The 24,136-nt window shown below is 43.1% G+C and carries 27 protein-coding genes; 3 read left to right on the forward strand and 24 right to left on the reverse strand.

Going from position 1 to position 24,136, the window contains the following annotated elements; translation table 11 throughout:
- Nucleotides 1–3: 3 nt before the first annotated feature.
- The 3 genes from RB604_RS11370 to RB604_RS11380 all read right to left on the reverse strand — a co-directional run bounded on the left by RB604_RS11370 (nt 4) and on the right by RB604_RS11380 (nt 2,645).
- Nucleotides 4–714 carry a DUF6088 family protein gene (locus RB604_RS11370; RefSeq protein WP_221734876.1) on the reverse strand — a complete coding sequence of 237 codons (711 nt, stop codon included), beginning with the start codon at nt 712–714 and terminating at the stop codon, nt 4–6.
- 781 nt (nt 715–1,495) lie between these two features.
- Nucleotides 1,496–1,906, reverse strand: coding sequence for a hypothetical protein (locus RB604_RS11375; protein WP_117749024.1), 411 nt, complete (start codon nt 1,904–1,906; stop codon nt 1,496–1,498).
- A 154-nt stretch (nt 1,907–2,060) separates the two neighbouring features.
- Nucleotides 2,061–2,645 (reverse strand): Crp/Fnr family transcriptional regulator, encoded by a 585-nt coding sequence (locus RB604_RS11380; RefSeq protein WP_117749025.1) that lies wholly within the window; start codon nt 2,643–2,645, stop codon nt 2,061–2,063.
- A gap of 474 nt (nt 2,646–3,119) precedes the next feature.
- On the opposite strand from RB604_RS11380, the gene RB604_RS11385 reads away from it, so the two are divergent.
- Together RB604_RS11385 and RB604_RS11390 are read left to right on the forward strand one after the other, a co-directional pair.
- Nucleotides 3,120–4,436, forward strand: a complete 1,317-nt coding sequence (locus RB604_RS11385; protein WP_221734878.1) for a DUF3945 domain-containing protein — start codon at nt 3,120–3,122, stop codon at nt 4,434–4,436.
- Nucleotides 4,437–4,462: 26 nt separating this feature from the next.
- Nucleotides 4,463–6,550, forward strand: coding sequence for a type IA DNA topoisomerase (locus tag RB604_RS11390; RefSeq protein WP_309005041.1), 2,088 nt, complete (start codon nt 4,463–4,465; stop codon nt 6,548–6,550).
- Nucleotides 6,551–6,647: 97 nt separating this feature from the next.
- Here the strand turns inward: RB604_RS11390 and RB604_RS11395 are convergent, their stop codons facing one another.
- The 21 genes from RB604_RS11395 to RB604_RS11490 all read right to left on the reverse strand — a co-directional run bounded on the left by RB604_RS11395 (nt 6,648) and on the right by RB604_RS11490 (nt 22,139).
- Nucleotides 6,648–7,166 (reverse strand): dihydrofolate reductase family protein, encoded by a 519-nt coding sequence (locus RB604_RS11395; protein ID WP_004326099.1) that lies wholly within the window; start codon nt 7,164–7,166, stop codon nt 6,648–6,650.
- 406 nt (nt 7,167–7,572) lie between these two features.
- Entirely contained in the window at nt 7,573–9,645 is a 2,073-nt protein-coding gene (locus RB604_RS11400; protein WP_117809693.1) for a bifunctional DNA primase/helicase, read from the reverse strand.
- On the reverse strand, nt 9,608–10,036 hold the full coding sequence (locus tag RB604_RS11405) for a helix-turn-helix domain-containing protein (RefSeq protein ID WP_007845709.1): 429 nt from the start codon (nt 10,034–10,036) through the stop codon (nt 9,608–9,610). The genes RB604_RS11400 and RB604_RS11405 overlap by 38 nt, the downstream gene beginning before the upstream one ends.
- Before the next feature lie 35 nt (nt 10,037–10,071).
- The gene (locus RB604_RS11410) at nt 10,072–10,974 is read right to left on the reverse strand and encodes an RteC domain-containing protein (protein WP_004326095.1); all 903 of its coding nucleotides are present in this window, start codon (nt 10,972–10,974) and stop codon (nt 10,072–10,074) included.
- Nucleotides 10,975–11,005: 31 nt separating this feature from the next.
- Nucleotides 11,006–11,848, reverse strand: a complete 843-nt coding sequence (locus RB604_RS11415; protein WP_117809699.1) for a helix-turn-helix domain-containing protein — start codon at nt 11,846–11,848, stop codon at nt 11,006–11,008.
- A 28-nt stretch (nt 11,849–11,876) separates the two neighbouring features.
- On the reverse strand, nt 11,877–12,338 hold the full coding sequence (locus RB604_RS11420) for a hypothetical protein (protein WP_070753191.1): 462 nt from the start codon (nt 12,336–12,338) through the stop codon (nt 11,877–11,879).
- A gap of 54 nt (nt 12,339–12,392) precedes the next feature.
- On the reverse strand, nt 12,393–12,947 hold the full coding sequence (locus RB604_RS11425) for an imm11 family protein (RefSeq protein ID WP_004320610.1): 555 nt from the start codon (nt 12,945–12,947) through the stop codon (nt 12,393–12,395).
- A gap of 103 nt (nt 12,948–13,050) precedes the next feature.
- Complete coding sequence (locus RB604_RS11430) at nt 13,051–13,572, reverse strand: DUF7691 family protein (protein ID WP_117809692.1); 522 nt, start codon at nt 13,570–13,572, stop codon at nt 13,051–13,053.
- 9 nt (nt 13,573–13,581) lie between these two features.
- Entirely contained in the window at nt 13,582–14,283 is a 702-nt protein-coding gene (locus tag RB604_RS11435) for a PoNe immunity protein domain-containing protein (RefSeq protein ID WP_007480240.1), read from the reverse strand.
- A gap of 56 nt (nt 14,284–14,339) precedes the next feature.
- Complete coding sequence (locus RB604_RS11440; protein ID WP_004328536.1) at nt 14,340–14,702, reverse strand: hypothetical protein; 363 nt, start codon at nt 14,700–14,702, stop codon at nt 14,340–14,342.
- A 491-nt stretch (nt 14,703–15,193) separates the two neighbouring features.
- Complete coding sequence (locus RB604_RS11445; RefSeq protein ID WP_117830284.1) at nt 15,194–15,616, reverse strand: hypothetical protein; 423 nt, start codon at nt 15,614–15,616, stop codon at nt 15,194–15,196.
- A gap of 72 nt (nt 15,617–15,688) precedes the next feature.
- Nucleotides 15,689–16,267: a hypothetical protein gene (locus RB604_RS11450; protein WP_007754578.1), complete on the reverse strand. Its 579-nt coding sequence runs from the start codon at nt 16,265–16,267 to the stop codon at nt 15,689–15,691.
- A gap of 71 nt (nt 16,268–16,338) precedes the next feature.
- Nucleotides 16,339–16,893, reverse strand: coding sequence for an imm11 family protein (locus RB604_RS11455; protein WP_309005103.1), 555 nt, complete (start codon nt 16,891–16,893; stop codon nt 16,339–16,341).
- A gap of 84 nt (nt 16,894–16,977) precedes the next feature.
- Nucleotides 16,978–17,568 (reverse strand): T6SS immunity protein Tdi1 domain-containing protein, encoded by a 591-nt coding sequence (locus RB604_RS11460; protein ID WP_224263038.1) that lies wholly within the window; start codon nt 17,566–17,568, stop codon nt 16,978–16,980.
- 51 nt (nt 17,569–17,619) lie between these two features.
- Complete coding sequence (locus tag RB604_RS11465) at nt 17,620–18,042, reverse strand: hypothetical protein (protein ID WP_004329681.1); 423 nt, start codon at nt 18,040–18,042, stop codon at nt 17,620–17,622.
- Between the two features lie 72 nt (nt 18,043–18,114).
- Nucleotides 18,115–18,450: a hypothetical protein gene (locus RB604_RS11470; RefSeq protein ID WP_204443185.1), complete on the reverse strand. Its 336-nt coding sequence runs from the start codon at nt 18,448–18,450 to the stop codon at nt 18,115–18,117.
- Nucleotides 18,451–18,532: 82 nt separating this feature from the next.
- Nucleotides 18,533–18,925 carry a hypothetical protein gene (locus RB604_RS21460; protein WP_010803471.1) on the reverse strand — a complete coding sequence of 131 codons (393 nt, stop codon included), beginning with the start codon at nt 18,923–18,925 and terminating at the stop codon, nt 18,533–18,535.
- A gap of 45 nt (nt 18,926–18,970) precedes the next feature.
- The gene (locus RB604_RS11475) at nt 18,971–19,837 is read right to left on the reverse strand and encodes a hypothetical protein (protein ID WP_005643588.1); all 867 of its coding nucleotides are present in this window, start codon (nt 19,835–19,837) and stop codon (nt 18,971–18,973) included.
- Nucleotides 19,838–19,911: 74 nt separating this feature from the next.
- Nucleotides 19,912–20,244: a hypothetical protein gene (locus tag RB604_RS11480; RefSeq protein ID WP_032535954.1), complete on the reverse strand. Its 333-nt coding sequence runs from the start codon at nt 20,242–20,244 to the stop codon at nt 19,912–19,914.
- A gap of 78 nt (nt 20,245–20,322) precedes the next feature.
- The gene (locus RB604_RS11485; protein ID WP_181993226.1) at nt 20,323–21,429 is read right to left on the reverse strand and encodes a tyrosine-type recombinase/integrase; all 1,107 of its coding nucleotides are present in this window, start codon (nt 21,427–21,429) and stop codon (nt 20,323–20,325) included.
- Nucleotides 21,430–21,524: 95 nt separating this feature from the next.
- Nucleotides 21,525–22,139, reverse strand: a complete 615-nt coding sequence (locus tag RB604_RS11490) for a TetR/AcrR family transcriptional regulator (RefSeq protein WP_117809687.1) — start codon at nt 22,137–22,139, stop codon at nt 21,525–21,527.
- 736 nt (nt 22,140–22,875) lie between these two features.
- Here RB604_RS11490 and RB604_RS11495 point away from each other — a divergent pair.
- On the forward strand, nt 22,876–23,913 hold the full coding sequence (locus RB604_RS11495) for an alcohol dehydrogenase (RefSeq protein ID WP_055295424.1): 1,038 nt from the start codon (nt 22,876–22,878) through the stop codon (nt 23,911–23,913).
- Nucleotides 23,914–24,136: the final 223 nt, after the last annotated feature.

Consider the following 24,136-nt stretch of genomic DNA (forward strand, 5'->3'; position numbering starts at 1 on the left):
ATTTTATTCTGCTTCCCTTGTTTGATAATCCAAGTTGAACCGTGTCGTGGGAAGAATGGTCTTTGCCATTTCTGTTTGCAACACGGTTTGTCTGATGTCGCCCAGTATATCCGCCACCACCTTTCTGACACGTGGCGGGTAACTTTTCGCCAAAGATACGATTTTTTCCAGTTCCGGCAGGCTGTACCCGTTGAAATATTGGCTTTTGACCCGGTTGTAGATGTCCTGCCCGGTTGTTCCGGGTATGCGCTTCATGTCCTTTATCGCATCGAGCAGCCGCAAGTACGGGACAAGGCTTTCATCCGGGTAGTCCATGCAGTAGGCTTTCACGCACTCTATATCCAAGTTCTTGAAACGGAAACGGCGAACCGGGTTAGGAGTGGCTATCGTTATGGTTGTGGCAACCTGTTCGGTCAGTCCCATTTTGTTATAGATGTAAGCCCCCGTGATATAGCCGTTCAGTTTTTCAGTCAGGTAGCGGAACTGTTCATCCTGATAGACAGGCAACTTTCCCAGCCCCAGCACTGATTTCTTGGGACGGTAGTACGCCCCCTTTTCAACCCGTACCAGTACCCCTTTGCGGCTCTGTTCGGAGAGCAGCACCGCAACATTGGCGGTCTTTTCCGTTTCAAACGATAAATCCCGGAACGTGAATATACGCCCGGTATCTATCCGTTCAATCTGCCCAAGTATCTCTTTTCTGAATGAAGCCATATTTATGTCCTTTGTTTCTATATGCAAAGATAGTATATTATGTAATCACCTGCAAAAACATAACAAAGATTTTGCCGAAGATGTTTTCTTTTTGTCGTGTCACCTGATAATAGGAGAATAACGGAAACTCAATCAAAGGCTTGCCATACGCTTCACAAACGCTCCAAAAATAAGATATATTTCAGCCTTGATTATGTATATATCGTTCATTCTTATCTTATTGATAAAACAGAAAACGCTTCATAAACGCTTCACAAATGGCTCACAAGTATAATGCATTTTTTGTAAAATGTTGATTATAAACCAAAAACAATATATACAAATGGCTCACAAATGGCTCGTCTAAAGCACGTGATTAACTTCGGTCTGTAACCGTTTTAAATCTCCAACCAACAGTTGGAGATTTACCGCACCCGGATAATTTCAGACACCGCAGGACAAATTCGGGCATCCCTTGCCCCAGTCTTTAGTCGCTATCTTTAGACTGGACTATTATTATACCATTAGCAACAATCAAATCATTATCGTTATTCTGGACATTTAAAGTGAAAAAGATATTCCTATAATGATTAAAGCAATAGATGCAAATATGTATCTATATCTTTTTGTAGAAAACATTGCTCCTATACAGGAGATAGATACAGCAAATTGCATACATTTTAAACTTAACTCTGTAGTCTTAAATATACACATAGACAAAAAAGATAATGCCAAAACAAATAGTATAACATTCAATATATATTTCAGTTTCATATTACTTTTAATGTTCCCATGGTTCAGTTTAATCTATTTTCTCTAATTCAATTGTAGCTACTTTCTCTTTATCCGGACTAATTTCATTCTGTATAATGGTTATATGTTTTTGGGTATAGCTTTTGATAATCCAAGGGGCTCCACCCAAATATAAAGCATTGCTATTAAAGGTGATATATTTCCCTTCTATTGTATAAGTAATATCAATTTCATCGTAACCTTCCCAATTTACTTTTCCTTTCCGAGTATCTATAAATTGCATACCGACCCCCATATTTTGTACTGTCCAAGCCTCACAATGCCCTGTTCCACGCCATGAAGTCTGATAAAGTGCTTCGGGGGTTAATTCATTTGTCTGTTCATTATCATCATCGCAGCTTATAAAACTGAATGTACATAGGAATAGCATAAATATTCCAAGAATTTCTTTTGTTTTCATATTCTCTTTTTTATCTCTTGTTTAACTCATTCAATCTTTATTTTGTTTCTTCGTTGAACCAACCAAAGATAAGACAAAGATAAAAAGAAGAATCCTTTGGCAAATTAAGACGCTCTTGGAATATTGTTATGAATGCAAATTTCTAAACCTATGTTTATTTTTTGTTGTCAAAACTTTGCTTGCGTCTTATTCGGCTCATGTGTACGGGTGTAATTTTGAGGTAGGATGCTATTTCTTTTAGTGATACCATTTGGAGGATTGCAGGGCATTTTTTTAAAAGTTGGAGGTAACGCTCTTCCGGTGTGAATCTGAATAAATCCAAATAACGTGAATATGATTGGAAATACATCTGTTCGGCTGCGATACGGGCTATCTGTTGGCTTTCTTTGTTCTCCTCGAATTTTTGCTGTAAGAATGCAGAAGAACAGATGTAAATCTCGCACGGGATTATCGCCTGTATATTCAATTCTGATTTCATGCCATATAAGCAAGTGGGATAATCGGCTATAAATTCATTTGAAAAGGAAAAACCGACATTATACGGCTTGTTTTCTGTCCGGTTGGTGCAACTGTATTTGACTACACCTGACAAGATAAACCCGAAGAAAGAACAGGCATCACCTTCATGGAGAATAAACTCATTCTTTTTATAATGTCGTAACTCTCCATGTTTCAGACACAACTCCTTGAAGAAATCTATGTCTATGTTACTCATATATGAATTGAATTCGGCTATCATTTGTATATAAGAGAAATGTTTAGAGGTTTTATCCCGATTTAGTTACCGCAACCGGGTAATTACACTAAATAGTTGATTTTCTTTTGTTTTCTGCGGATGCAAAGGTACAAAAGAAAATGATATTTCAGACAGTCTTTTCCGTTTCAAACGACAAATCCCGGAACCTGAATATACGCCCAGTATCTATCCGTTCAATCTGCCCAAGTATCTCTTTTCTGAATGAAGCCATATTTATGTTCCTTGATTTTATTTACAAAGATAGTGTGATATAATTACCATGTAAAAACATAATGAATATTTTGCTGGTGATATTCTAAATTCTGCGAATAATGTTCGCAGTAATTACCGTACCCGGACAATTTCAGACACCGCAGGACAAATTCGGACATCCCTTGTCGCCTATCCAAATATAGTATATTTAGTCGCTACCTTTGGACGGGACTATTCCCGTAACCACTAAAATTCCAATTATTTATGGCAAACAGAATGACCCCGCCCATAGAGGGGCAGGAAAAAGACGTGCTGCTGGTCTTGGATAAACAGCAGGGCAAGGTGAGTGCCGTTAAGGGTATCGACAAGGAGGGCAATTTGCAGACCGTGCCGCCGACACACGGCGGCGAGTTCATGCAGGTGGACAAGAACAGCGATGTGTTCAGCAACTTCATTTCCAATTTCTTCCGCAAGTTTCAGGACACTTCCGGGCTGGAACTGTTCAGCGTCAAGGCTTCCGAAGCGGAGCGGGACGCAAAGGCAATCGAGGACAACCACCGCAACCCTACACCGGAGGGCAACAAGCGGGCTGAAATGCTTCGAGTTCCGAAGCCCGACTTCCACGAGTTCAAGCAGGGCTACCGCTTCGACCCGTCAAAAATCGACTGGGAGAACCTGAAAAAAGTCGGCATCACCGCCGACACCCTGAAAAACACGAAGGACTTCGACCGGGTGATGCGTGGCTACAAGTCCCGCAACACCTACACCGTTTCGGGGACGGTGGGCGGCTTCTACCTGAAACCTACCGATGTCAAGCTCTCTTTCTATCAGGCAAAGGACGGCACGGTAGTACCCAAGCTGCACGGCGTGCAGCAGGACGAGAAACTGTTGCAACGCCCGTTCCACGAACACGGGTTTACCAAGCAGGAACAGAGCAACTTGCAAGGCACTGGCAACTTGGGCGGCATCGCTGAAATCAAAGAACCGAAAAGCGGCGAGCAAATCCCCGTGTTCGTCAGCCGGGACAGGTACACGCACGAACTGGAGTATATGCGGGCTGACAAGTGGAAATGTCCTGACACCATTTGCGGCGTGCAAGTCAGCCCGGAGCAGAAAGCCGCCTTTGAAGCCGGGCAAGCGGTGAAAATGGAAAACCTGCAATTCAGGGACGGCACGAAGCGCAGTGCCTATTTGCAGGTCAGTGCGGTGGAGCGTGGTTTGGAGTTCCTGCCCCGTGCCGCCGTTCAGTTCTTGCAGCAGGGACAGCAGCCCGCAGAACAGCAGGTAGCCGGGATAAAGGACGGCAAGGGCGTTGAGTTCAACGGTCATGTGCAGCCCGGCGCACAGGGCAAATCCCCCGACAAGGTACAGCCGAAAGACGTTACCCCCGCCGCCGAGAGCCGGACGCAGGTTGCGGTCAATTCGGAGGGCAAGACCAACGAAGCCACCAAGCGGGGCAAAGAGCCGTTGAAACAGGGTCAGGACAAGCCCACCGCCAAGCAGAAAGAGAAGCAGGATAAGGCGCAGGACAAGAGTCTGAAAGCGGACAAACCCAAGAAGTCCAAAGGAATGAAAATGTAATATCCACCATTAAAAAGTAAAGAATTATGATTGCATTGATAGCAGAGAAGCCCAGCGTGGCAAAAGACATCGCCCGCATCATCGGTGCGACCCAGCGTAATGACGGTTATCTTTCCGGCAACGGGTATATGGTGACATGGGCGTTCGGCCACTTAATCCAGCTTGCCATGCCGGAAGCCTATGGCGTGGCGAACTTCCGCAGGGAGAGCCTGCCCATACTGCCGCCCGATTTCCAGCTAATCCCCCGTCAGGTGAAAGCGGAGAAAGGGTACAAGGCAGACCCCGGCGTGCTGAAACAGTTGAAAGTGATAAAGGAAGTGTTCGACCAGTGCGACCGGATTATTGTCGCCACCGATGCCGGGCGTGAGGGTGAGCTAATCTTCCGCTATATCTTCCATTACCTGAACTGCCGGAAGCCTTTCGTGCGCCTGTGGATAAGCAGCCTTACCGACAAGGCAATCCGTGATGGGCTGGATAACTTGCAGCCGGGAGAGCGTTACGATAACCTCTACCTCTCTGCCAAGTCCCGCAGCGAAGCGGACTGGCTGATAGGGATAAACGCCACCCAAGCGTTGAGCGTAGCCGCCGGGCAGGGGGTGTTCTCGCTGGGCAGGGTGCAGACACCCACGCTCGTGATGATATGCAGCCGCTATTTGGAGAACAAGAATTTCGTACCCGCCAAGTTTTGGCAACTCAAAGCGGCGACCGCCAGCGGGGGAATAAATTTTACCGCCCAATCGACCGCCAAGTGGGAACAGCAGCCCGAAGCCATAGCCGCCCTGCAACGGGTAAAGGATGCCGGGCAACTTGTGGTTAAATCCGTTGAGAGGAAAGAAGCCTGTCAAGAACCGCCGCTTTTGTACGACCTTACCACGCTGCAAAAGGAAGCGAACACGAAGCTGAACTTCTCGGCTGACAAGACCCTTTCCATAGCGCAAAGCCTGTATGAAAAGAAAGTGATGTCCTATCCGAGAACCGGAAGCCGCTATATATCGGAGGACGTTTTCGATGAAATGCCGGAGCGTGTCGCCCTGTTAGGGCAATACCCCCGCTTTGCCGGGTATGCCGCCGGGCTGGACGGCACACCCCTGAACCGCCGCAGCGTGAATGACGGCAAAGTGACCGACCACCACGCCTTAATCGTTACCGAGAACCTGCCCGGCGAACTCTCCAAAGACGAACGGGCGGTTTACGAGCTGGTAGCCGGGCGTATGCTGGAAGCCTTTTCGGGCAAGTGCGTGAAAGACGTTACCACCGCCTTGCTGTCAGGGGGAGATACCGACTTCACGGTGAAAGGGTCTGTGATGAAAGAAGCCGGGTGGCGTGCCGTGTTCGGCGAGCAGGAAACGGGCGGGGATGAAGAAGCCGCCAGCCTGCCGCCACTCCAAGAGGGAGAATGTTTGCCACTCTCCGGCGTGGATCTGCTCGAAAAGCAGACCAAGCCGAAACCGCTGCACACGGAAAGCAGCCTGTTGTCGGCAATGGAGAACGCAGGCAGGGAACTGGAAGATGCCGAACTGAAAGCCAGCCTGAAAGATGCCGGGATAGGCACGCCCGCCACCCGTGCGGCGATTATCGAAACGCTGTTCGCCCGCCAGTACATCGTGCGTGAGAAGAAGAACCTTGTGCCTACTGACAAGGGGCTTGCCGTTTACAGGATTGTCAGGGACAAGAAGATTGCCGATGTCGAAATGACGGGTATGTGGGAAACCGCCCTTTCCAAGATAGAAGCGGGCAGTATGGATGCCGACACGTTCCGAAAGGGTATCGAGGTGTACGCAACGCAAATCACCGCAGAACTGCTATCGGTGCAGCTATCTGTCGCTACTGGTGAAACCTGTCCCTGCCCCAAATGCAATAACGGGCGCATCCTGTTCTACCCGAAAGTGGCGAAGTGTTCCAACGTGGATTGCACGCTAACCATATTCCGCAACAAGTGCGACAAGCAGCTTTCCGACAAGCAGATTGTCGAGCTGGTGACGAAACGCAAGACCGGGCTAATCAAGGGCTTCAAGGGCAAGAACGGCAAGGCTTTCGATGCTTCGCTGGTACTGGACGAGCAGTTCAATGTCGGTTTTTCATTCCCCGAAAAGAAAGCGAAACCGAAGAAATAGCTTATCTTTGCCGCTGAAATTTCATTGTGATAGGTTTTACAGCTTATAATAATTGAAATTTTAGTGGTTGCGCCCGGAGGGAAACCGGGCGCATTTTTTATATGTTCCCGCCAAACAGGTAGGTCGAACAGACCACCCCGTTATCCAGCACCCTGCTTTCCGAGAGCTTCCACAGCGAGCCGGATGTTTCCCCGACAAAACCGATGCCTTTGCCCGCCATGACCGGGACGGTGTAGATTGTCAGGCTGTCCAGCAGTCCGGCTTTAATCAATGAAGTAAGCAGCTTGCCGCCACCCACCACCAGCATGTCGGTTTCCTGTTTCAGTTCATAGACCCTTTGCAGTGGTTCTTCGGTCAGGAACTCCACCCCGCAGTCCGGTGTAACGTTGGTGTCGTAGTGTGACACCACAAAAGACCGTTTGCTTTTGTGCGGCCACCCGCCCCAGTGTTCAAAGATGTAGTTGTAGGTGTTCGCCCCCATAAGCAGGCAGCTTGCGGCGGCGTGTTCCCTTGCCGCCAGTTCCTTGACCTCACGGGGCATCCAGTCCAGTTCATAGTCCGGCGTGGCGGTATGCCCGTCCAGCGATACGGCGATGTGCGCTTTGATTTGTTCCATATTATCAGGTATTAAAGTGATATAAATCCCTACTGTCTTGGCACGTTAGCCGCCACCCCAAAAAAGAAAGCGTGGCATGACGCTGTTTCGATGCGAGGTACTGGCATACCCAAATGTGGAAACAGTGCAGCCACGCTATGACAAACGCATAGCATATCCTGCGCTGAATATCCCCACATTTTGAAAAGTGCCAGTTTTCGCATCGGGACGTTCGGCGAACGTATATGTTATATATAAAGGCAATATTCCGGCAACCGCCGTCCAACTGCCGTTACTTTTCCGTGTAACTTCTGCAAAGTTAAGCAAATACCCTGAAAAATCACGTGCAAACAGAAAAAATCCTGCCGTGTTATCACAACAGGGCAGGATACAAGCACCTAAAAATACACAAGTTCAGCCCATACGCCTACGGGCAGCTTGCGTTCCTTTGAAGATGATATGAACCGATGACAAAACAGCTTTGGTTCGCCGTGTCTTTGGTGATGATGTCCCTTTCCCGCATGAAGCGGATATAGCTCTTTGCGGTGCGCTCCTTGATGTCCAATACCTGCTGCAACTGCTCGCAAAGGTCTATGTAGGTGATGCGTGTCTGCCGCCCGAAGATGTCACGTGCGACATTCACCAGTTCCCTTTCCTTGCGCTTCTCCTTTTCCTCACGTGGTTTCTCGCCCTTGTACACGTGCATCCCGGCTTCCTTGTCCCAAGCAAAGAGCATCAGCGGCACGTCCAGCGGGCTTCCGTCCCTTACTTTCAGGGCTTTTACCACCGACTTGGTAGGTTCTTCGTCTTTCTCAATGGACAGGATAGTAGCCGCCTTGCGCTGCAACTCGCTGCCCAAATGTCCCCGCAGTTTCAATCCGTTGGGGACGAAGTGCAGCACGCACAGAATACACGTGTTGTAGATACCCGCCAGCCGATAAAGTTCATCTATCACCGCCACGCTTTCCGCTTCATCGTTGGCACTCTTAACAAGGTCGGCGATGCCGTCAATGACGACCAACTGGATGCCGCCGTACTGGTAGTAGAACTTGTCCATGCTTTGTACAATGGCGTTCAGGCGTTCTTTGCGTGACATACCGGTAAGACAAAACGCTTTCAGTTCATCGGGTTTGTCCGGCTGTTTGGCACGTGCCAGCAGGTTGCTTACATTCTTGAACAGTTGCACTTCCGACTGTTCGGTGTCGTAGAGCAAGACCGCCTTGTGTTTGCCGTTGGCGGTTATCTGTATGCCCAGCGTATCTACTTCCGCACCAGCCGGGCAGATGCAGCCCGCCACGATTGCGGCTACATAATTGCTCTTTCCCGTTCCCTCGCCCCCGGTGATGCCGAACAGGTTGCCTTGTGTCCCCAGCGGAACGTCACCCGCCGAAATAATCTCTTGCGCTTTGGCGGGCGGGTTGTTGAAATCTATCTCGCACGATTTAAGCATAATCAATGTGTCGCTATACAGGTTGTCTAAAAATTCGATAAACAGTTTCAGGAAATCTTCACGGGTGTTCCCGGCTTTGAAGTAGTCGGATATGTCCTTTTCCTCTTTCGTTCCCGGAAGCGGGAGCAGCAGGCGTTTCACGCCAAATTCTTCCAACAGTTTTTCCTGCTTGCATGAACTTTCCCTGCCCGTCTTGTCCATGTCAAAGAGCAGGACGATGTGTTTGAAGCGGAACGTCAGCCGATAAACCAGCGTGGGCGGTATCGTCACCGTTTCGCTGTTGAAGCAGATAGCGTGAAAACCGTGCGCCGCCAGCGAAAGCACGTCTTTCTCGCCGCCCGTGATGAATAGCGTGTCGCCTTTGGCTGGCAGTTGTTCCAGCCCGAAACAGTAGTTCTCACCGAAGCTGCCGCCGTAGAGGAAGCGGGGCGTGGAGAACGGGCGGTACAGCTTGATGTGCTGTTTGCCCTTGTAGCCGTACATGGGTTCTGCCACCGATGAAGTGTAGGTGTACGGTTTGCCCTCTGCCGTTTCGCTGTTGTATTCCCGGAGCGAGCAGACCTTGTAACGTTCCAGCAGTTCGGGCGTGATGCCGTACTGTTGCCAGTACACCAGTTCGGCAAGCGGGAACTTCTGTTCCCGGAACTGGTAGGGCTTGACGGGCTTTTCGGGCGTTTCTTCGGGTTTGTCCGGCACTGCCCGGCAGACGGTTGCCGGGGGAACGGAAACCGGAATGCCGGAAGCCAGCCCCAAGCCCAAATCCCGGTCGATGATTTCCAGTATCTCCACGAAGTCAGCCGCCCGGTTGCAGTCCAGCCCCTTTAACTGCCCCACGAGGAAGAAACAGTCGCCGCTGTAACTGTCGTTGCCGAAGTCCTTCATCTTGTAGATACCGCCCCGGCGGTCGAAATAGATGTTGCAGGAAGCCTTGCTGTCCTCGTACAGCGGGTTAAGAAAGTTGCGACCTATGCGCCAGTTTCCGGGCAGGTAGTGTTTGAACACCGCCAGCCCGTTACTTGTTCTTTCTAAGATTTCCTCTTTCCTTAGCATACAACTGGTGGTTGGTTATCAGGTTGTCGATGTTCTCCTTGTTGCTCCTTATCAGGCGTTCTTCCAGCATCCGGCGTATCTCGCTGACCTTGTAGAAGTAGCGTCCCCTGATGTTGGAATAGGCGATAGTTCCCGACACCCGCAGGCGTTGCAGGGTCTTTTCGCTTATTTTCAGGAACGTGCAGACCTCGTAGCTGTCCACCCACATGTCTTCCTCGCTTTGCCTTGCCGTTTCCATGTGGTTGAAGATGTAGTCGGCAATGGCGGTAATCTTGTTGTCCAGTTCCTTGTAGGCTTTGGACTCGAATGTTATTATTTCCATAACGGTAACTGATTGATTTGCCGCAAAGTTCGGGTGTCCTGAAAAATAAAACGCCACAGATGTACCCACCTGTGGCGAAATAAATTTTGTTAAAGCACGGTTGCCTAATCCTGCTCCCTCATGCGCATCAGCAACCTGTCTTTCAGGGTGGAGAGGAAGCCCGTTCGGTCTTTGGTCTTGGCTTTTAGTTCCATGTAGGTGTGGTAGAAGTCGCCGAGGTCGATGTCGAACACGTATTCAAAGTAGGCTACAATCTCCTTAATATCAACCGTCCCCTTGTTCAGACAGCCGCAGGCGTCCAGTGCGTAGATAAGTTCCACCAACGCCCTTTTCGTCCCCGTCCAGCGCAACACCTTTCCCATGAAGCCGTTCTTCACCCGCTTGCGTTGTTCCCGGCGTTCCAGCTCGTGCAGACGGTTGGTGAGGTATATTTCCAGCAGTTCGTTGGCTAAAATCTTGGCTACCTTGAAATCGTGACTGGTGCTGAACTGTGGGTCTGTTTCGTAATAGAAACTGTCCACGATGATTTGTATGTCAGGCTTTCCACGCATGAAATACTGCCTGTCCAAGTAGGTGGCTTTCGTTCGGTGGTACTGGTAGAACGCCAAGTTCCGCTGGAACGACTTTGAAATCCGGTCGGTTTCCGACAGCAGGTAGTCCCTTTGCACTTCCTCGCTGCCGCTGGGGAAGCGCACCTCTATCTTGTAAACGGTGTTGTAATAGATGATTTTGCTCGCTAAAAGCGGTTTCAGTTCCTTGAAGAAGTGTATTTCCTCTTCCGTGCTGGCGAACGGGTAGGAGATTATAAAGTTTTTGAGTTCGCCCAGTATCTCTTGCAGGTAGTCCACGCACAGGCGGCAGAGCGTCAGCGTGTCCGCTGCGGTGTCCTCGTATTCCTGTATCTGCCATTCCACTTTTTGAAGCAGTCCGGCGAAGTATGTTTCCAACGGTATCTTATGTTCCATAACCTTGTGCTTATCTTTTATGAAGCACAAAGTTACGGGCATAAAAAATCTGTTTTATTCTTGATTTTTCACATTACGTTCTTGTAACTGTGCATTTTCTTGTTTCCTGCGCTTTTCTGCGTATCTCGCCCGGTGTGTCCAGCAAGTAAGCCTTGCAGAAGTCGTTCAGGTTCGATGTCGATGCGAACCCGGTGGTGAACGCCACTTCGGTAAGTGTGAGGTTGGTGTTCTTCAGGTAGTGTTCCACGTCCTTTGCACGCTCCTTTATCACCCATTCCTTAGCCGTGTACCCGGTCATTTTCTTTACCTTCCGTCGGAACGAGCCGTATTCCATGCCGCATTTCTCCGCCAGTTGCTCGGCATCATAGACCATGTAGCCTTTCAGACGCACCATTTCGGTGAATGTCTGCCTGCCCAGCTCCGGCAGCATCCGTTCGGCGTGGCGCAGTTCCTTTTCCGTCACCAGCAGGCGGTTGTCCCTTACCGGGTTTCTCCGTAGCAGGTGGAAAGCGTGGCATACCGTGTTGTACACGTTGCAGAGGTACTGCCGTCCCGGTCGCATCCAGTGGAGCGCATCGCAGTAGGCGGTCAGTTCGGGTATCTCGTCCCGCTTGCGGTGCTGTTCCGCCAGTTCGTCCAGTATGGCGTAATGGGTGGTGGACATACCCAGCAGGATAATGATTGCCTTGTAGTCCTTGTATGCCGCCAGTGTCGGCGTTTCCGGCAGGCTCTTGAGCGTGTCGCACACGTGGGCGCACAGCCGCCCGTCCTTGCTGAACGGTTCAAGTTCCAAGTAGTTGTCCATTTTCCGGCTGTTGTGCAGCAGCCATGTTACCTTTTCGTCCAGTTCCTTGCAGGACGCTTCCAACTCCACTTCGGGAGCGGGCAGCAATAATGATGTAATCCGTTGTTCCATATCTGATGTTTTATATATGAATGACATATCATTTGTTCCACCTCACGCAATCCGTCCACCCCCATTCATCGAACAGCCATGTTTCTAAGAAGAAAAGTACAAAGGGTAGCAGGAACAGAAAATATGCCTGTACTGCGCTGATATGCTTAGAGCGGCGGTAGCGGTTCAACAATGCCTGTACACGGGCTTTCCTGTATCGTGCAAGAATAAATACACAAATAAGCAAAAACATTGCACCTAAATAGCCAAGATGTAAGGACGACCATTGCGGTACACTGTTAATCAGGAGAAAGTTGCCGGGCAGAACTACTATCCACCACCAATACCAAAACAGCAGTATAAAACCTGACATCCGTCCTATCTTCTTGTCCCAAACCTCTCCCTTGAAATATAGGTAGTCAAAAAAATAGTATCTGTAATTCGTCCGGTTTGCACGTTGCTTCACTCGTTCAAAATAGTTATCTGTATTTTTTATTCCTTTATTATTCATAATGGCTTGACAAGGAGCTGCGTTTAGCAGCTAACTTGGCTTGTTATCAGTGATTTATTTTGCGATACCTGCACATGTAAATTTTAATCCTGTGATTGAATTTTGCTTCACAAAATCTACAAATTCATCTGTGCAATAATAATTGTTATTAAACAGACTATCCCGAAATATGATATATGAACCGATATTTCCTTTATTGAAAATACCATTATTATCTCTCATCATCTTCAAAATTTCTTCATTGTTCTTGGAATCTATATTTAAGGCATCGACTGTATTCAATACATTTATAAAATAATAGTCTGAAGTGTTTCCGTCTACATTGACAAGTAAAACTTCTATTTGTCCTTTCAGCTTTTCAGCCAGCAATAAAGAAGTTTTTTTATTTACTATCAGACAACCAGAAAAATAACAAGAAGCATCAAAGTCCTCACTTCGTTTGTCTTTCTTTTTTCTTTTATCTCTAAACAGTTCTAAGCTAAGCCCTTTCCACTCATTAACAAGTGATTGACCATTATAATCCCAAACATCTTTATTTGATTTATCATCTTCCTTGAATACAAAGAACTTGTAATTATCAAAGTCTTGTCCAATTTCATATATATTCATAATGTTACACTATTTAATTACTGATAATGGTTTAGCAGGGAACGGCTTGTCCGTTATCCTGCTTCGTTAACATCATATTTTATTCTCATTCCAGTGTACCATATCAATACACCATAATAACAAGGTCTTTTTGCGCTTCAACGGCTTCATCGAAAATGAAATTCAAGTCGTCCATTTCCTGCTCGTAATCATAATCTCCGATACCGTTACCCTCTTGCAGTGAGGTGTATTCCGTCCGCTTGCTCTCCAAATCTGAAACGGGTATGCTGATGATATAGGGAAAATCATCACTCAAAGGAATAGGGATGAATGTACTTTGACTGTCCAGTTGCCAAAGGTTTTCCGCACAGTAGATTTGCGTTCCGTAATGGTTGCAAATCTTTTCATACACATACCCGTACATGAAAGCAATTTCGGGATAACGGATTTCTCCGTTCACTATATCTGCCAATGCTGCATAAGCATCTTTATCCGTGTTTAGGCTATCGCTGAAATAATCGTTCAGAGTGTCAAGTTCCTGCTTCAACGCAACCTTTAATTGGTTTATAAGCTGATTATCACAAGTTCCATAAACAGACTTTACCTTATCGGCTTCTGTCAAATATGCACAAACAGAGTAACTCATACCTTTTCTTCATTTAATATTATCATTCCAGTGTACCATGTCGTATGGATAGTAGGGCAACCCTTTCAGGCTGCTATCATCCAGCCCCAAGACCTTGACCAATGCACCGCTTTCAAAACACCAATAACCGTCATGGTTGATACCATATTTATGGTCGTCATGCCAAGATAAATCAGAATGTCCTCGATACCATTCTTTTTTGAGGTATTTTTCCAATCGTTTCACCGCTTCTGCTTTGTCTTGTTCAGCCAACTCTGTAACAGTGATAGCAATTCGATAGGGTGACGGATATAATACTTGGTTTGTTGTCCTTTCCCAATCAGGAAATCTGTATCTAATCAATGTATCATAAATATAGTCTTTAGCTTCTCTGTCTTTTATCAGTTGCACCAGACCATGTATAAGGTCGTCTTCGTAATCCAACATAATGCCTATTGACAGAAGCCACAACATTTCAATATAAAATCCGTTGTCCGTCCAAAATCTCGGCATTGTTTTGAGGGCTTTCACATAATTGTTTTTCAGCTTATCAATATCCTGTCCCATAGAATACTGTACTAATAAATAACGAAGCCTATAATTGAACAAAGAATCGTAACCTATATGTTTTCCTGAAAGATGCATTTGTTCATAATAACTAATATCTTCATCATACATTTTCAGTTGCTTCAAATACTGTTCTTCTGTAAAAAGTTTATCTCTTGTTTCCATTATGGTACACTGCTTTTTGATGTTAATGGCTAAGCGGGGAACGCTGTTAGGCGTTATCACGCTTTGTTAGCAATATTTTTACTTCTAAATTCTTTTAATTTCTTTTCAATAAAAGCAAAGTCATTGATTGCTTTAATCCCGTCTTTTGCTCTATCGTATTTTTGTCGCCATTTTCTAATGCCATACAGATAAAACTTTAATCCCTCTTCCGTTAAATCTCCAATTTTTATTTCAGTATTATCTGTAGGCTTTTCTCCTTTTTTTAGTATTTCTTTAGTTGTCAATCCATTATCTTGTAAGAAATGGATGATATTTTCAAAAAAGATAATTTGCTCTGTTTTGAATTTATCAGTTAAGGGTGGTATAGACTTCATTTGAGTAAACCATCCTAATTTTGATATTATCTCGTCTTTATCCATATTTCAAATTTTATTGCTAATGGTTCAGCAGGGAACGGCTTGTCCGTTATCCTGCTTCGTTAATGGTAAATTATATTTTTCCCTGTCTGTGCAATGCCTCTATGAAAAAGCAAGTAAAGGTTGCCACTATATATACAGTAAGTGCCCACACTCCAACTTTACGTTGCACAGAGTTTTCATCCTCATACTTGGTTATAATTCTTCTGTACCTTTTCTTGAAGAAAAATCTGCCACACAGCAATGCTATTAAACTGCCTTCAATGATATAGTATTGAGTATCGGACGGATAATCAATGATTCCGTATTGGGTTAATATACCCCATGCGGTTAATACATTTGTACTTAACATGACCGAAAACAAAAGCATTGCCAAAAATGTGGCTCCTTCCGATACAGAAGAATGAAGCCATAATCTATAAAACCTATAATATAAATAGTCTATCATATACCTTATTACCATTAATGGTTTGGAAAGGAACACCGTTCAGGGGTTATCTTTCCTTGTTACCAATGAATTTACTTTTGTATATAGCGTACTCTACTGTGTAAGTAGCCAGCTTCACGCCTAAGAACATGCCTACAAGCAATATATATGCTACTAAGCAATATTGATTATACAAGAGGTCTTTTAAGAATACAGGTATCAATAAGGCTATGATTGTAGCGTTCTGAAACCACTTCTGTACTTTCAATAAGAGGTTAATATATAAATGGTTTCCTATGTAATTGAACCCCCATTTATAATTATGCCGTTTCAGGTAAGACAATGAAAACCAAAGTCCTACAAGTGAAGCAATAAGGGCTACTCGCCACCATGCTCCCATGTAAGGGAACATACCTTTTAAGAATGTCAGCAAAACAATGCCTATTATGCTACATTCATATACTATTCTTACTTTTGTTACATCATTCATATTATGTACGCTATTTGTTGGTAATGGTTCAGCAGGGAACGGCTTGCCGTTATCCTGCGTTGTTAGCTGTATCTATTTTAGAAAATCCAAATCAAAATAATATTGATTGTCATTCTTCGGATTTATGTAAATCGTTGTCATTCCATAGTGTTGCAATAGCATTTCCAATGAAACTTTTTCCTTCAAGATTGCATCACTGCGAAATGTTTTTGTCTTTCCATTGTATTTGGTTGTGTACGTTACGGTGCATATTGTAGTGGACACAATTTGTTCACTATGATAAATGTCAGGGAATAAATAGCCACTGACACCATTCCAAAATTGGATTTCCCATGTATGGAATATCCGAAAGATAGGCTCTTGCATCCTTGATTTCTTGGTATTCCATTTCTGTGTAGTGACTTCACATTGGTTTAAATCAACAAATAATTGTATTCCATGCCTTTTTATTTGTTTTGTAGCCTGTTTTACTCTATATTTATAAATAGTATCACCAATAAGTCCGGAATTCAACCAAACAACCAATAAGATAGCTCCCGATATTCCAATAGCATACCATTTTGCAGCAAAGCAAATGCCCACACCGAATACATAAATCCAAATAAAAATAAATCCAAGTATTCTCAATATTTTATTCTCATAGATTTTCATGTCATATAATTACAGCTAATGGTTTGACAAGGAGCTGCGTTTAGCAGCTAACTTGGCTTGTTATCAGTGATTTATTTTGCGATACCTGCACATGTAAATTTTAATCCTGTGATTGAATTTTGCTTCACAAAATCTACAAATTCATCTGTGCAATAATAATTGTTATTAAACAGACTATCCCGAAATATGATATATGAACCGATATTTCCTTTATTGAAAATACCATTATTATCTCTCATCATTTTCAAAATTTCTTCATTGCTCTTGGACTCTATATTTAAGGCATCGACTGTATTCAATACATTTATAAAATAATAGTTTGAAGTATTACCGTCTACATTGACAGGTAAAACTTCTATTTGTCCTTTCAGCTTTTCAGCGAGCAATAAAGATGTTTTTTTATTTACTATCAGACAACCAGAAAAATAACAAGAAGCATCAAAGTCCTCACTTCGTTTGTCTTTCTTTTTTCTTTTATCTTTAAACAATTCTAAGCTAAGCCCTTTCCACTCATTAACAAGTGATTGACCATTATAATCCCAAACATCTTTATTTGATTTATCTTCTTCCTTGAATACAAAGAACTTGTAATTATCAAAGTCTTGTCCAATTTCATATATATTCATAATGTTACACTATTTAATTACTGATAATGGTTAGCAGGGAACGGCTCGTCCGTTATCCTGCGTTGTTATCAACCTATTCTATACTCAATATTTATCTGCAACTTCAAATTCGCCGATTGTTTGTGTGCAGATGTCAATGTACGGAATAGTCTTGACTATCTTGATGTTTTCAAGATTTTCACTTCCTCCCATTGCCAACAGCAGGGAATATCCAAAACACTCGTCATAGTCGGGAGTTCCGAGTTTCTCTTGTATTACAGGATAATTTTCTAAGTCAAACCAACCTTTTAAGAAACTTTGATTTACCATTACCTTATTAAAAATTGCACGAAGATTGGCAGGAAGTATTAAATATGTTCCGTATCTGACATTCAGATAAACGACATAATTCTTCAGTCTTGGGTTCTTTACATAGGCAAAGAGGTCACCGAAAGCCGTACACATGAATGGCAGAAACGATTTGTCATCCTCCTTTTCATAGCCGGAATTTATCACATCTTGGTAATCGGACGGATTGATGAGTTTAAACAGTCCATCACAATAACTGCCCAGCCCGACTTCCTGCCATAAAGTATTCAGTTCGGGGTAGGACAAATCGGCGTATTTGGCAATAAAAGCATCATCTACTGCCTGCCTCTTATTATTGAGGCTCTTTTCTAAAAATTCTTCGTACATATTTCTCGTTTTATGGTTGATAATGGTTTGGAAAGGAACACCATTCAGGGGTTATCTTTCCTTGTTACCAATGAATTTACTTTTATATATAGCGTACTCTACTGTGTAAGTAGCCAGCTTCACGCCCAAGAACATACCTACAAGCAATATATATGCTACTAAGCAATATTGATTATACAAGAGGTCTTTTAAGAATACAGGTATCAATAAGGCTATGATTGTAGCGTTCTGAAACCACTTCTGTACTTTCAATAAGAGGTTAATGTATAAATGATTTCCTATGTAATTGAACCCCCATTTATAATTATGCTGTTTCAGATAAGATAGTGAAAACCACAATCCTACAAGTGAAGCAATAAGGGCTACTCGCCACCATGCTCCCATGTATGGGAACATACCTTTTAAGAATGTCAGCAAAACAATACCTATTATGCTACATTCATATACTATTCTTACTTTTGTTACATCATTCATATATGTACGCTATTTGTTGGTAATGGCTGGACGGGGAACGGCGTAAGTCCGTTATCCCGGCTTGTTATGAACTTACTTTACCTCTTGTGCCTTTTTATTATTTGCATAGCGAGCATTTAGAGTGTCCCGCCATTCTTGACTTGGACAAGAGTTTATTAATTGAATATACCTATCATCATCAACACTGACGGACTCTACAAGTCTTAATAAGCTCCACTGCAAATCATAAAAAGCATTTTCAGGGAAGATTTGAACCAACACCATAGCTTCATCAAATGATATGGGGAGTTGTATTTGTTCTAATAAAGTATCATAAGCATTTATCAACTCATCAATGCTATCAGGATCATTGATACTTTCATTAGGCATACGACCTAAATCTTTCAACTGTAAAATTTCATTTCTCATATCGTGTATTCTAATTGTTCATAATGGTTAGAAAGGAGCATCGTCAGATGCTATCTTTCGTTGTTACTAACTTATTAAATCTTTATTGTATAATTTTTAGCCAATGACGATGTGTTATTATAAAATAAAGTAATACAACCAAAATGGGATAAATCATCCATGATATGAAGGAAGAAATCTTTTGGCTATTAAATATTAGAGGTTTACTCCTTATAATTTCCATACCTTTTTTCCTTTTGATATAATACGAACAGAATGTCTTGTATAGTAAAACATAGATTATGATAAAAAACACAAAAGGGGTTTTATAATTGAAATTCTCCTTTATCAGTAGATACGTCAATACTATAACAGGAAGAAATAATATTCCACATATTATCTGTATCGTCCGCTCATGTGGATTTTCCAATATAAATTTATCCCTATTAAATATGAATATCTGATAATACATCGCATCTAAAATGAATTTTGTCATAAAGAGTTATTCGTATTGTTAGTAATGGCTAAGCGGGGAACGCTGTCAAGCGTTATCACGCTTTGTTATCAATATTTTAATCTGTTCTAATGTATGCGAATAATGCTTCTTGTTAGGCGTGAAGTACACATCCTTTAATATTGGATTTTCCAACAAGGGAGATAAGTCGCCGTTTTTACAATTCCAAAATCTAAATGATGATAAGGATTTCATACCTTGAATAAATTCCAAATCGTCCAAATCAGAAATGAAAAGATTGTGAATATTTTGATTGTATGCCAGCACGGAATAATCATGTAGCTTACTATTCTTCTCAAATGAAACCTCTCCGATATAATCTAAATGGTTGATACTACTAATGTCAATTAGTTTTCTGTTGTGTGCTAAAACTAATGTATCTATTTGAATTAAATCTTCTATGCCTTTCAAACATACTATTTGCGATTGATAGATATGTAATGTTTTTATGGATTTCCAGTTAGAAAACAATGACATGTCTTTTTCGGTCAATTTACTAATAACCGCACTTTCTAATTGTTCCAACTTATCCAAATTTAGGAAGTTTTTATTATAAAAAATCCCAATATTTCGGAGTGATGAAAAACGAGCGAAGTCTATATGTAGATTCACTTGTTGACAATAGAATGTTTCTAATCTTTTAAGGGAGTAGATATATTCAAAGTTGGCTACATTCGTAGTATTGATATTCGTAATAGATAAGCATACAATTTGGTTTGCGACTTTCTCAAAAAGTTTGAAATCCATTACCGAATTATCATCAATATTCCATGTGTCAATCTGTAAACCGTCACAATCATTTGCAAGGGCATATTCTATACTTTGCTCAAACTCTTTGGGTTCAAGCATTAGTTTTTTCTTGCATTTATTCGTTTCAGAATCATCTATTCGCATACTCACCTTTTTATTGATAATGGCTTGGCGGGGAACGGCGTTAGTCCGTTATCCCGGCTTGTTATGAACTTACTTTACCCCTTGTGCCTTTTATAATTTGCATAGCGAGCATTTAGAGTGTCCCGCCATTCTTGGCTTGGGCAAGAGTTTATTAACTGAATATACTTATTCTCATCATCAACGCAAACAGACTCTACAAGTTTTAATAAACTCCACTGCAAATCATAAAAAGCATTTTCAGGAAAGATTTGTACCAACACCATAGCTTCATCAAATGATATGGGAAGTTGTATTTGTTCTAATAAGGCATCATAAGTATTTACTAATTCATCAATACTCTCTGTATCATTGATGCTTTCATTAGGCATACGACCCAAATCTTTCAACTGTAAAATTTCATTTCTCATATCGTGTACTCTAATTGTTCATAATTTTTCGATAAACGCACCTTATGGTGTAGTTCCTATTCACTATTAAATCATTGCCTAATCATCATCCAAACAATCCAGCGGATTGGGGATTTTTGCTTTATAGGCGTTCGATACGTGCAGATAAATTGCCGTTGTTTTTATATCGGTATGTCCCATAAGTTCCTGTATGGTTCTTAGGTCTGTCCCTTGTTCCAGCAGGTGGGTGGCAAACGTGTGACGGAGCATGTGCAGGTGTACCCGATGCTTTATTCCGGCTTTCCTTGCCGCTTCTTTCAATATCTTAACCAATGCGCTGGGTGAGTATTGTTCGCCTGCCTGTTCGCCCTCAAAAAGCCATTTTTGCGGTCTGTATTCCCGGTAGTAATTCCTCAGTTCGTTGAGCAGCTTTTCCGACAGTAGGGAATACCTGCACTTCTTGCCTTTCCCGGCAATCCTGATTAGCATCCGTTCGCTGATGATGTCTTGGGGTGTCAGGTTCAGAAGTTCGCTTCGACGTAGCCCGGCAGAGTAAATGAGAGAAATCATGCACCTGTGTTTCCGATTGGATAACTGTGCGAAGATGCTTTTCATTTCTTCCCGGCTTAATACTTCGGGCAATGCCTTGTACTCTTTTGCACGGGCTATCCCGCCATAATATTGCCGCTTGCCTTTCCGGACTTTCTCGTAATAAAACTTGATAGCGTTGATACGCATATTCTGCTGGGTGGCGGATATGTGCTTTTCCTTTACCATGTGGAGCATATAGCTGTTTATGTCCTCGACCGTCAGCAGGTCAAGGTCTTGCCCCTTGTGGTATTCCATGAAGTCGCTGAAATAGATTTTATAGGCTTTTATGGTGGAAAGGCTGTACCGCTTCTGTTCCAGCAGTTCGAGGTAGCCTTTCGGCAGTGTGTATTCCCTTTTGGGTTTTGGATGCCGCACGTAAACCCGGCTGTAATCAATATAGGCGTGGGGCGAATAGCGGTCGTAAAAATCCGGCAGGCTGAAAGCGGCTGACGCTATGTATGCAGAGCCGTTACCAGCCATTTCCATGCCCGTGTCTTGGGCGAGCAGCAGGGCGACAGCCTGACTGTTCGCATATTCTATCCGTATGTAATCCGCACCGTCCCTTGTTTCTTTGTGTAGCACGATGCTTCCTCTTTGTTTCTGAACCTTATCCATGTCGCTGAATTTTGCTTCGCTCCAAAGATAAGATAAAAATACCATTATTTGAACATCTGTTCAAAAATAATCGAGGTTAAAAAAACAAAAGAGTATCAGGCTTTAAGCAGCGAATAGATATGGCGAAAATTTTCTGCCAGTTCGTCCACGTTCAAACCGTTTAGAAATGCTTGTTCGTATGACAGTCCTAAAAACATTTGCCGGAACATGATAGCCGTTTTCTTCACGTTCGTGTTGCTCCTGATTTCCCCGCTTTCTTTTGCCTTCTGTATGACTTTCTCCCATAGGTCATAGTCTTGTCGGTAGATTTTCTCAATTTTCTGCCTGATGCCCGGATAGTACATACGCACTTGTGACAGAAAGTGAAAGTAGTAGAAGTTAGGACTACAATCATGCGGGCTACTATTATCACCAATCAGTTCAACAATCCTTTTCATGGAAGCGGCTACCCCCGCCACGTATTGCCCGATGAACTCCGCCAACGTATCGGCAGGAGCGGCAAACTTGTTTTCCGGTTCGTGCATTTGCAACACGTATTTGTCCGCCACAGCCATGAATAAATCCAGCTTGTGCGGAAAATAATAAACGATACCCGTTTTTGTCACCCCGCAGGCTTTGGCAAGCGTGATGATGCTTGCTTTCTCGTAGTTCATCCTGACAAATACGCCGAACGCTTTATCTATTACTTCTTCACGGTTAGTTATTATCATACACGTTTGTTTTTAATCGGTTACGAAGATACGGATTTTGTTTTAAGCATTTGTACCCCAGTGCTTTTTTTTAGTGCAAGGTGCAAGTATATATTTATATATATAGCTTGCACCTTGCACTAACCCAAAAATATTTATTATCAGATATTTGCGAGTTTCAAAAGAAAGCCGTATCTTTGAACCCGAAAGTTAGGCAGACAAACAGCGGTCAAAGTTGGACAAGCCCAACGTCTGAAAATCGTTACTGTTTCGTTACCTATTTGAAATTTTGAAAGCAAAGTAGCTGAAATATAAGCGGTTAGAGTTATAGGTTCAAAACCCTGTCTCTCCGCGAAAAAGAAATAAAAATCAAAGGAAATCCCTGTAAATTAATAATTTACAGGGATTTCTTGTTTTTGGCACATTTAAAGATAAGTATATGAAAATATTCTTTTGCTTACTATTCGGTATGCTTGATTATGTCTAAAGAAAAGCATATCACTTTGTGATTATTTTATTGTTTATCAGTGTCTTGTGATTTGTATTTATTATTTTGCCTGAGAAAGTTTTTGATTTAGAAACTGCTAAGATGGAAAGAATAATATATTCCGTTCATAGTACTATGTCTGCAGAATGGGATTAAGTCAGAGTGGAGAAACTCTGATTGTGATTTTAATTTGATTAGAATTTACGTTTTGTCGATGAAATTATTATTTTTGTTGTGTAATAGATGTATTAATTAATTGGGAAGATATTTATGCTTGCATATACTTATATTGAACATGGAAAGTTCCAACTATTGGAGAAGCCGAGACCGAAAATAAAGGATACACGGGATGCGATTGTACGTGTAACGCTTGGTAGTATTTGTACCAGCGATCTGCATATCAAACATGGCAGTGTGCCGCGTGCCGTACCTGGAGTTACGGTCGGTCATGAGATGGTAGGCGTTGTGGAAGAAGTCGGTTCCGGAGTTGTTTCGGTTAGGCCCGGAGATAGGGTGACAGTAAATGTTGAAACTTTTTGTGGAGAATGTTTTTTTTGCCGGCACGGATATGTTAATAATTGTACTGATTCCAATGGGGGATGGGCATTGGGATGCCGTATTGACGGTGGGCAGGCGGAATATATCAGGGTTCCATATGCCGATCAAGGTTTGAACCGTATACCTGATACCGTTAGTGATGAACAAGCGTTGTTCGTTGGTGATGTTCTTGCAACAGGCTTTTGGGCAGCTCGCATTTCGGAGATTTCTGAAGAGGATACGGTCCTTATCATTGGTGCCGGTCCTACTGGAATATGTACTTTGCTGTGTACGATGTTGAAGAAGCCACGACGTATCATTGTCTGTGAGAAGTCTTCCGAAAGAATCCAGTTTGTTCGTGAGCATTATCCTGATGTGCTGTTGACAAATCCGGAAAACTGTAAGGATTTTGTGCTAATCAATAGCGATCATGGCGGGGCGGATGTTGTGTTGGAAGTGGCAGGGGTAGAGGATACTTTCCGTCTGGCATGGGAATGTGCCCGTCCGAATGGTATTGTCACTATTGTAGCTCTTTATGATAAACCTCAGATTCTCCCCTTACCGGATATGTATGGTAAAAATCTGGTTTTTAAAACAGGTGGAGTAGATGGTTGTGATTGCGCTGAGATTCTTAGCCTGATTGAGGAGGGCAAGATAGATACCACTCCTTTGATTACGCATCGGTTTCCGTTAGACGAAATAGAGGAGGCCTACCGTATTTTTGAAAATAAGTTGGACGGAGTCATTAAAGTGGCGATAATAGGAAAATAGAAAAGATGAGAGAGATCGTAATAAATAATAAAGGATAGGGCCTGGTGACAAAAAGTGCCGGATTTTTTTGAGAAACGGACTCAAGGACCTATCTTTGCAATATAAAAGATGGGGTTAAAAAATAGGTGTTTTAATATCAGAATAGAGAACTTTCTTTATAATGCAACCTGTCATTTCGGATGTAGATAATTGGTTGATAGATAGTGGAGAAAAAACAAAGGAT

This window comes from Bacteroides salyersiae (assembly GCF_031172035.1).
GTDB lineage: Bacteria > Bacteroidota > Bacteroidia > Bacteroidales > Bacteroidaceae > Bacteroides > Bacteroides salyersiae.

Coding starts and splice junctions, on each gene's coding strand:
- RB604_RS11495 (WP_055295424.1), top strand. CDS start 22,876: ATGCTTGCATATACTTATATTGAACATGGAAAGTTCCAACTATTGGAG.
- RB604_RS11475 (WP_005643588.1), bottom strand. CDS start 19,837: ATGCGAATAGATGATTCTGAAACGAATAAATGCAAGAAAAAACTAATG.
- RB604_RS11415 (WP_117809699.1), bottom strand. CDS start 11,848: ATGGAACAACGGATTACATCATTATTGCTGCCCGCTCCCGAAGTGGAG.
- RB604_RS11390 (WP_309005041.1), top strand. CDS start 4,463: ATGATTGCATTGATAGCAGAGAAGCCCAGCGTGGCAAAAGACATCGCC.
- RB604_RS11440 (WP_004328536.1), bottom strand. CDS start 14,702: ATGGATAAAGACGAGATAATATCAAAATTAGGATGGTTTACTCAAATG.
- RB604_RS11385 (WP_221734878.1), top strand. CDS start 3,120: ATGGCAAACAGAATGACCCCGCCCATAGAGGGGCAGGAAAAAGACGTG.
- RB604_RS11445 (WP_117830284.1), bottom strand. CDS start 15,616: ATGAATGATGTAACAAAAGTAAGAATAGTATATGAATGTAGCATAATA.
- RB604_RS11470 (WP_204443185.1), bottom strand. CDS start 18,450: ATGAGAAATGAAATTTTACAGTTGAAAGATTTAGGTCGTATGCCTAAT.
- RB604_RS11435 (WP_007480240.1), bottom strand. CDS start 14,283: ATGGAAACAAGAGATAAACTTTTTACAGAAGAACAGTATTTGAAGCAA.
- RB604_RS11450 (WP_007754578.1), bottom strand. CDS start 16,267: ATGAAAATCTATGAGAATAAAATATTGAGAATACTTGGATTTATTTTT.
- RB604_RS11370 (WP_221734876.1), bottom strand. CDS start 714: ATGGCTTCATTCAGAAAAGAGATACTTGGGCAGATTGAACGGATAGAT.
- RB604_RS11420 (WP_070753191.1), bottom strand. CDS start 12,338: ATGAATAATAAAGGAATAAAAAATACAGATAACTATTTTGAACGAGTG.
- RB604_RS11400 (WP_117809693.1), bottom strand. CDS start 9,645: ATGCTAAGGAAAGAGGAAATCTTAGAAAGAACAAGTAACGGGCTGGCG.
- RB604_RS11490 (WP_117809687.1), bottom strand. CDS start 22,139: ATGATAATAACTAACCGTGAAGAAGTAATAGATAAAGCGTTCGGCGTA.
- RB604_RS11395 (WP_004326099.1), bottom strand. CDS start 7,166: ATGGAACAAATCAAAGCGCACATCGCCGTATCGCTGGACGGGCATACC.
- RB604_RS11425 (WP_004320610.1), bottom strand. CDS start 12,947: ATGAATATATATGAAATTGGACAAGACTTTGATAATTACAAGTTCTTT.
- RB604_RS11375 (WP_117749024.1), bottom strand. CDS start 1,906: ATGAAAACAAAAGAAATTCTTGGAATATTTATGCTATTCCTATGTACA.
- RB604_RS11460 (WP_224263038.1), bottom strand. CDS start 17,568: ATGTACGAAGAATTTTTAGAAAAGAGCCTCAATAATAAGAGGCAGGCA.
- RB604_RS11430 (WP_117809692.1), bottom strand. CDS start 13,572: ATGAGTTACTCTGTTTGTGCATATTTGACAGAAGCCGATAAGGTAAAG.
- RB604_RS11465 (WP_004329681.1), bottom strand. CDS start 18,042: ATGAATGATGTAACAAAAGTAAGAATAGTATATGAATGTAGCATAATA.
- RB604_RS11485 (WP_181993226.1), bottom strand. CDS start 21,429: ATGGATAAGGTTCAGAAACAAAGAGGAAGCATCGTGCTACACAAAGAA.
- RB604_RS21460 (WP_010803471.1), bottom strand. CDS start 18,925: ATGACAAAATTCATTTTAGATGCGATGTATTATCAGATATTCATATTT.
- RB604_RS11480 (WP_032535954.1), bottom strand. CDS start 20,244: ATGAGAAATGAAATTTTACAGTTGAAAGATTTGGGTCGTATGCCTAAT.
- RB604_RS11410 (WP_004326095.1), bottom strand. CDS start 10,974: ATGCCCGTAACTTTGTGCTTCATAAAAGATAAGCACAAGGTTATGGAA.
- RB604_RS11380 (WP_117749025.1), bottom strand. CDS start 2,645: ATGATAGCCGAATTCAATTCATATATGAGTAACATAGACATAGATTTC.
- RB604_RS11455 (WP_309005103.1), bottom strand. CDS start 16,893: ATGAATATATATGAAATTGGACAAGACTTTGATAATTACAAGTTCTTT.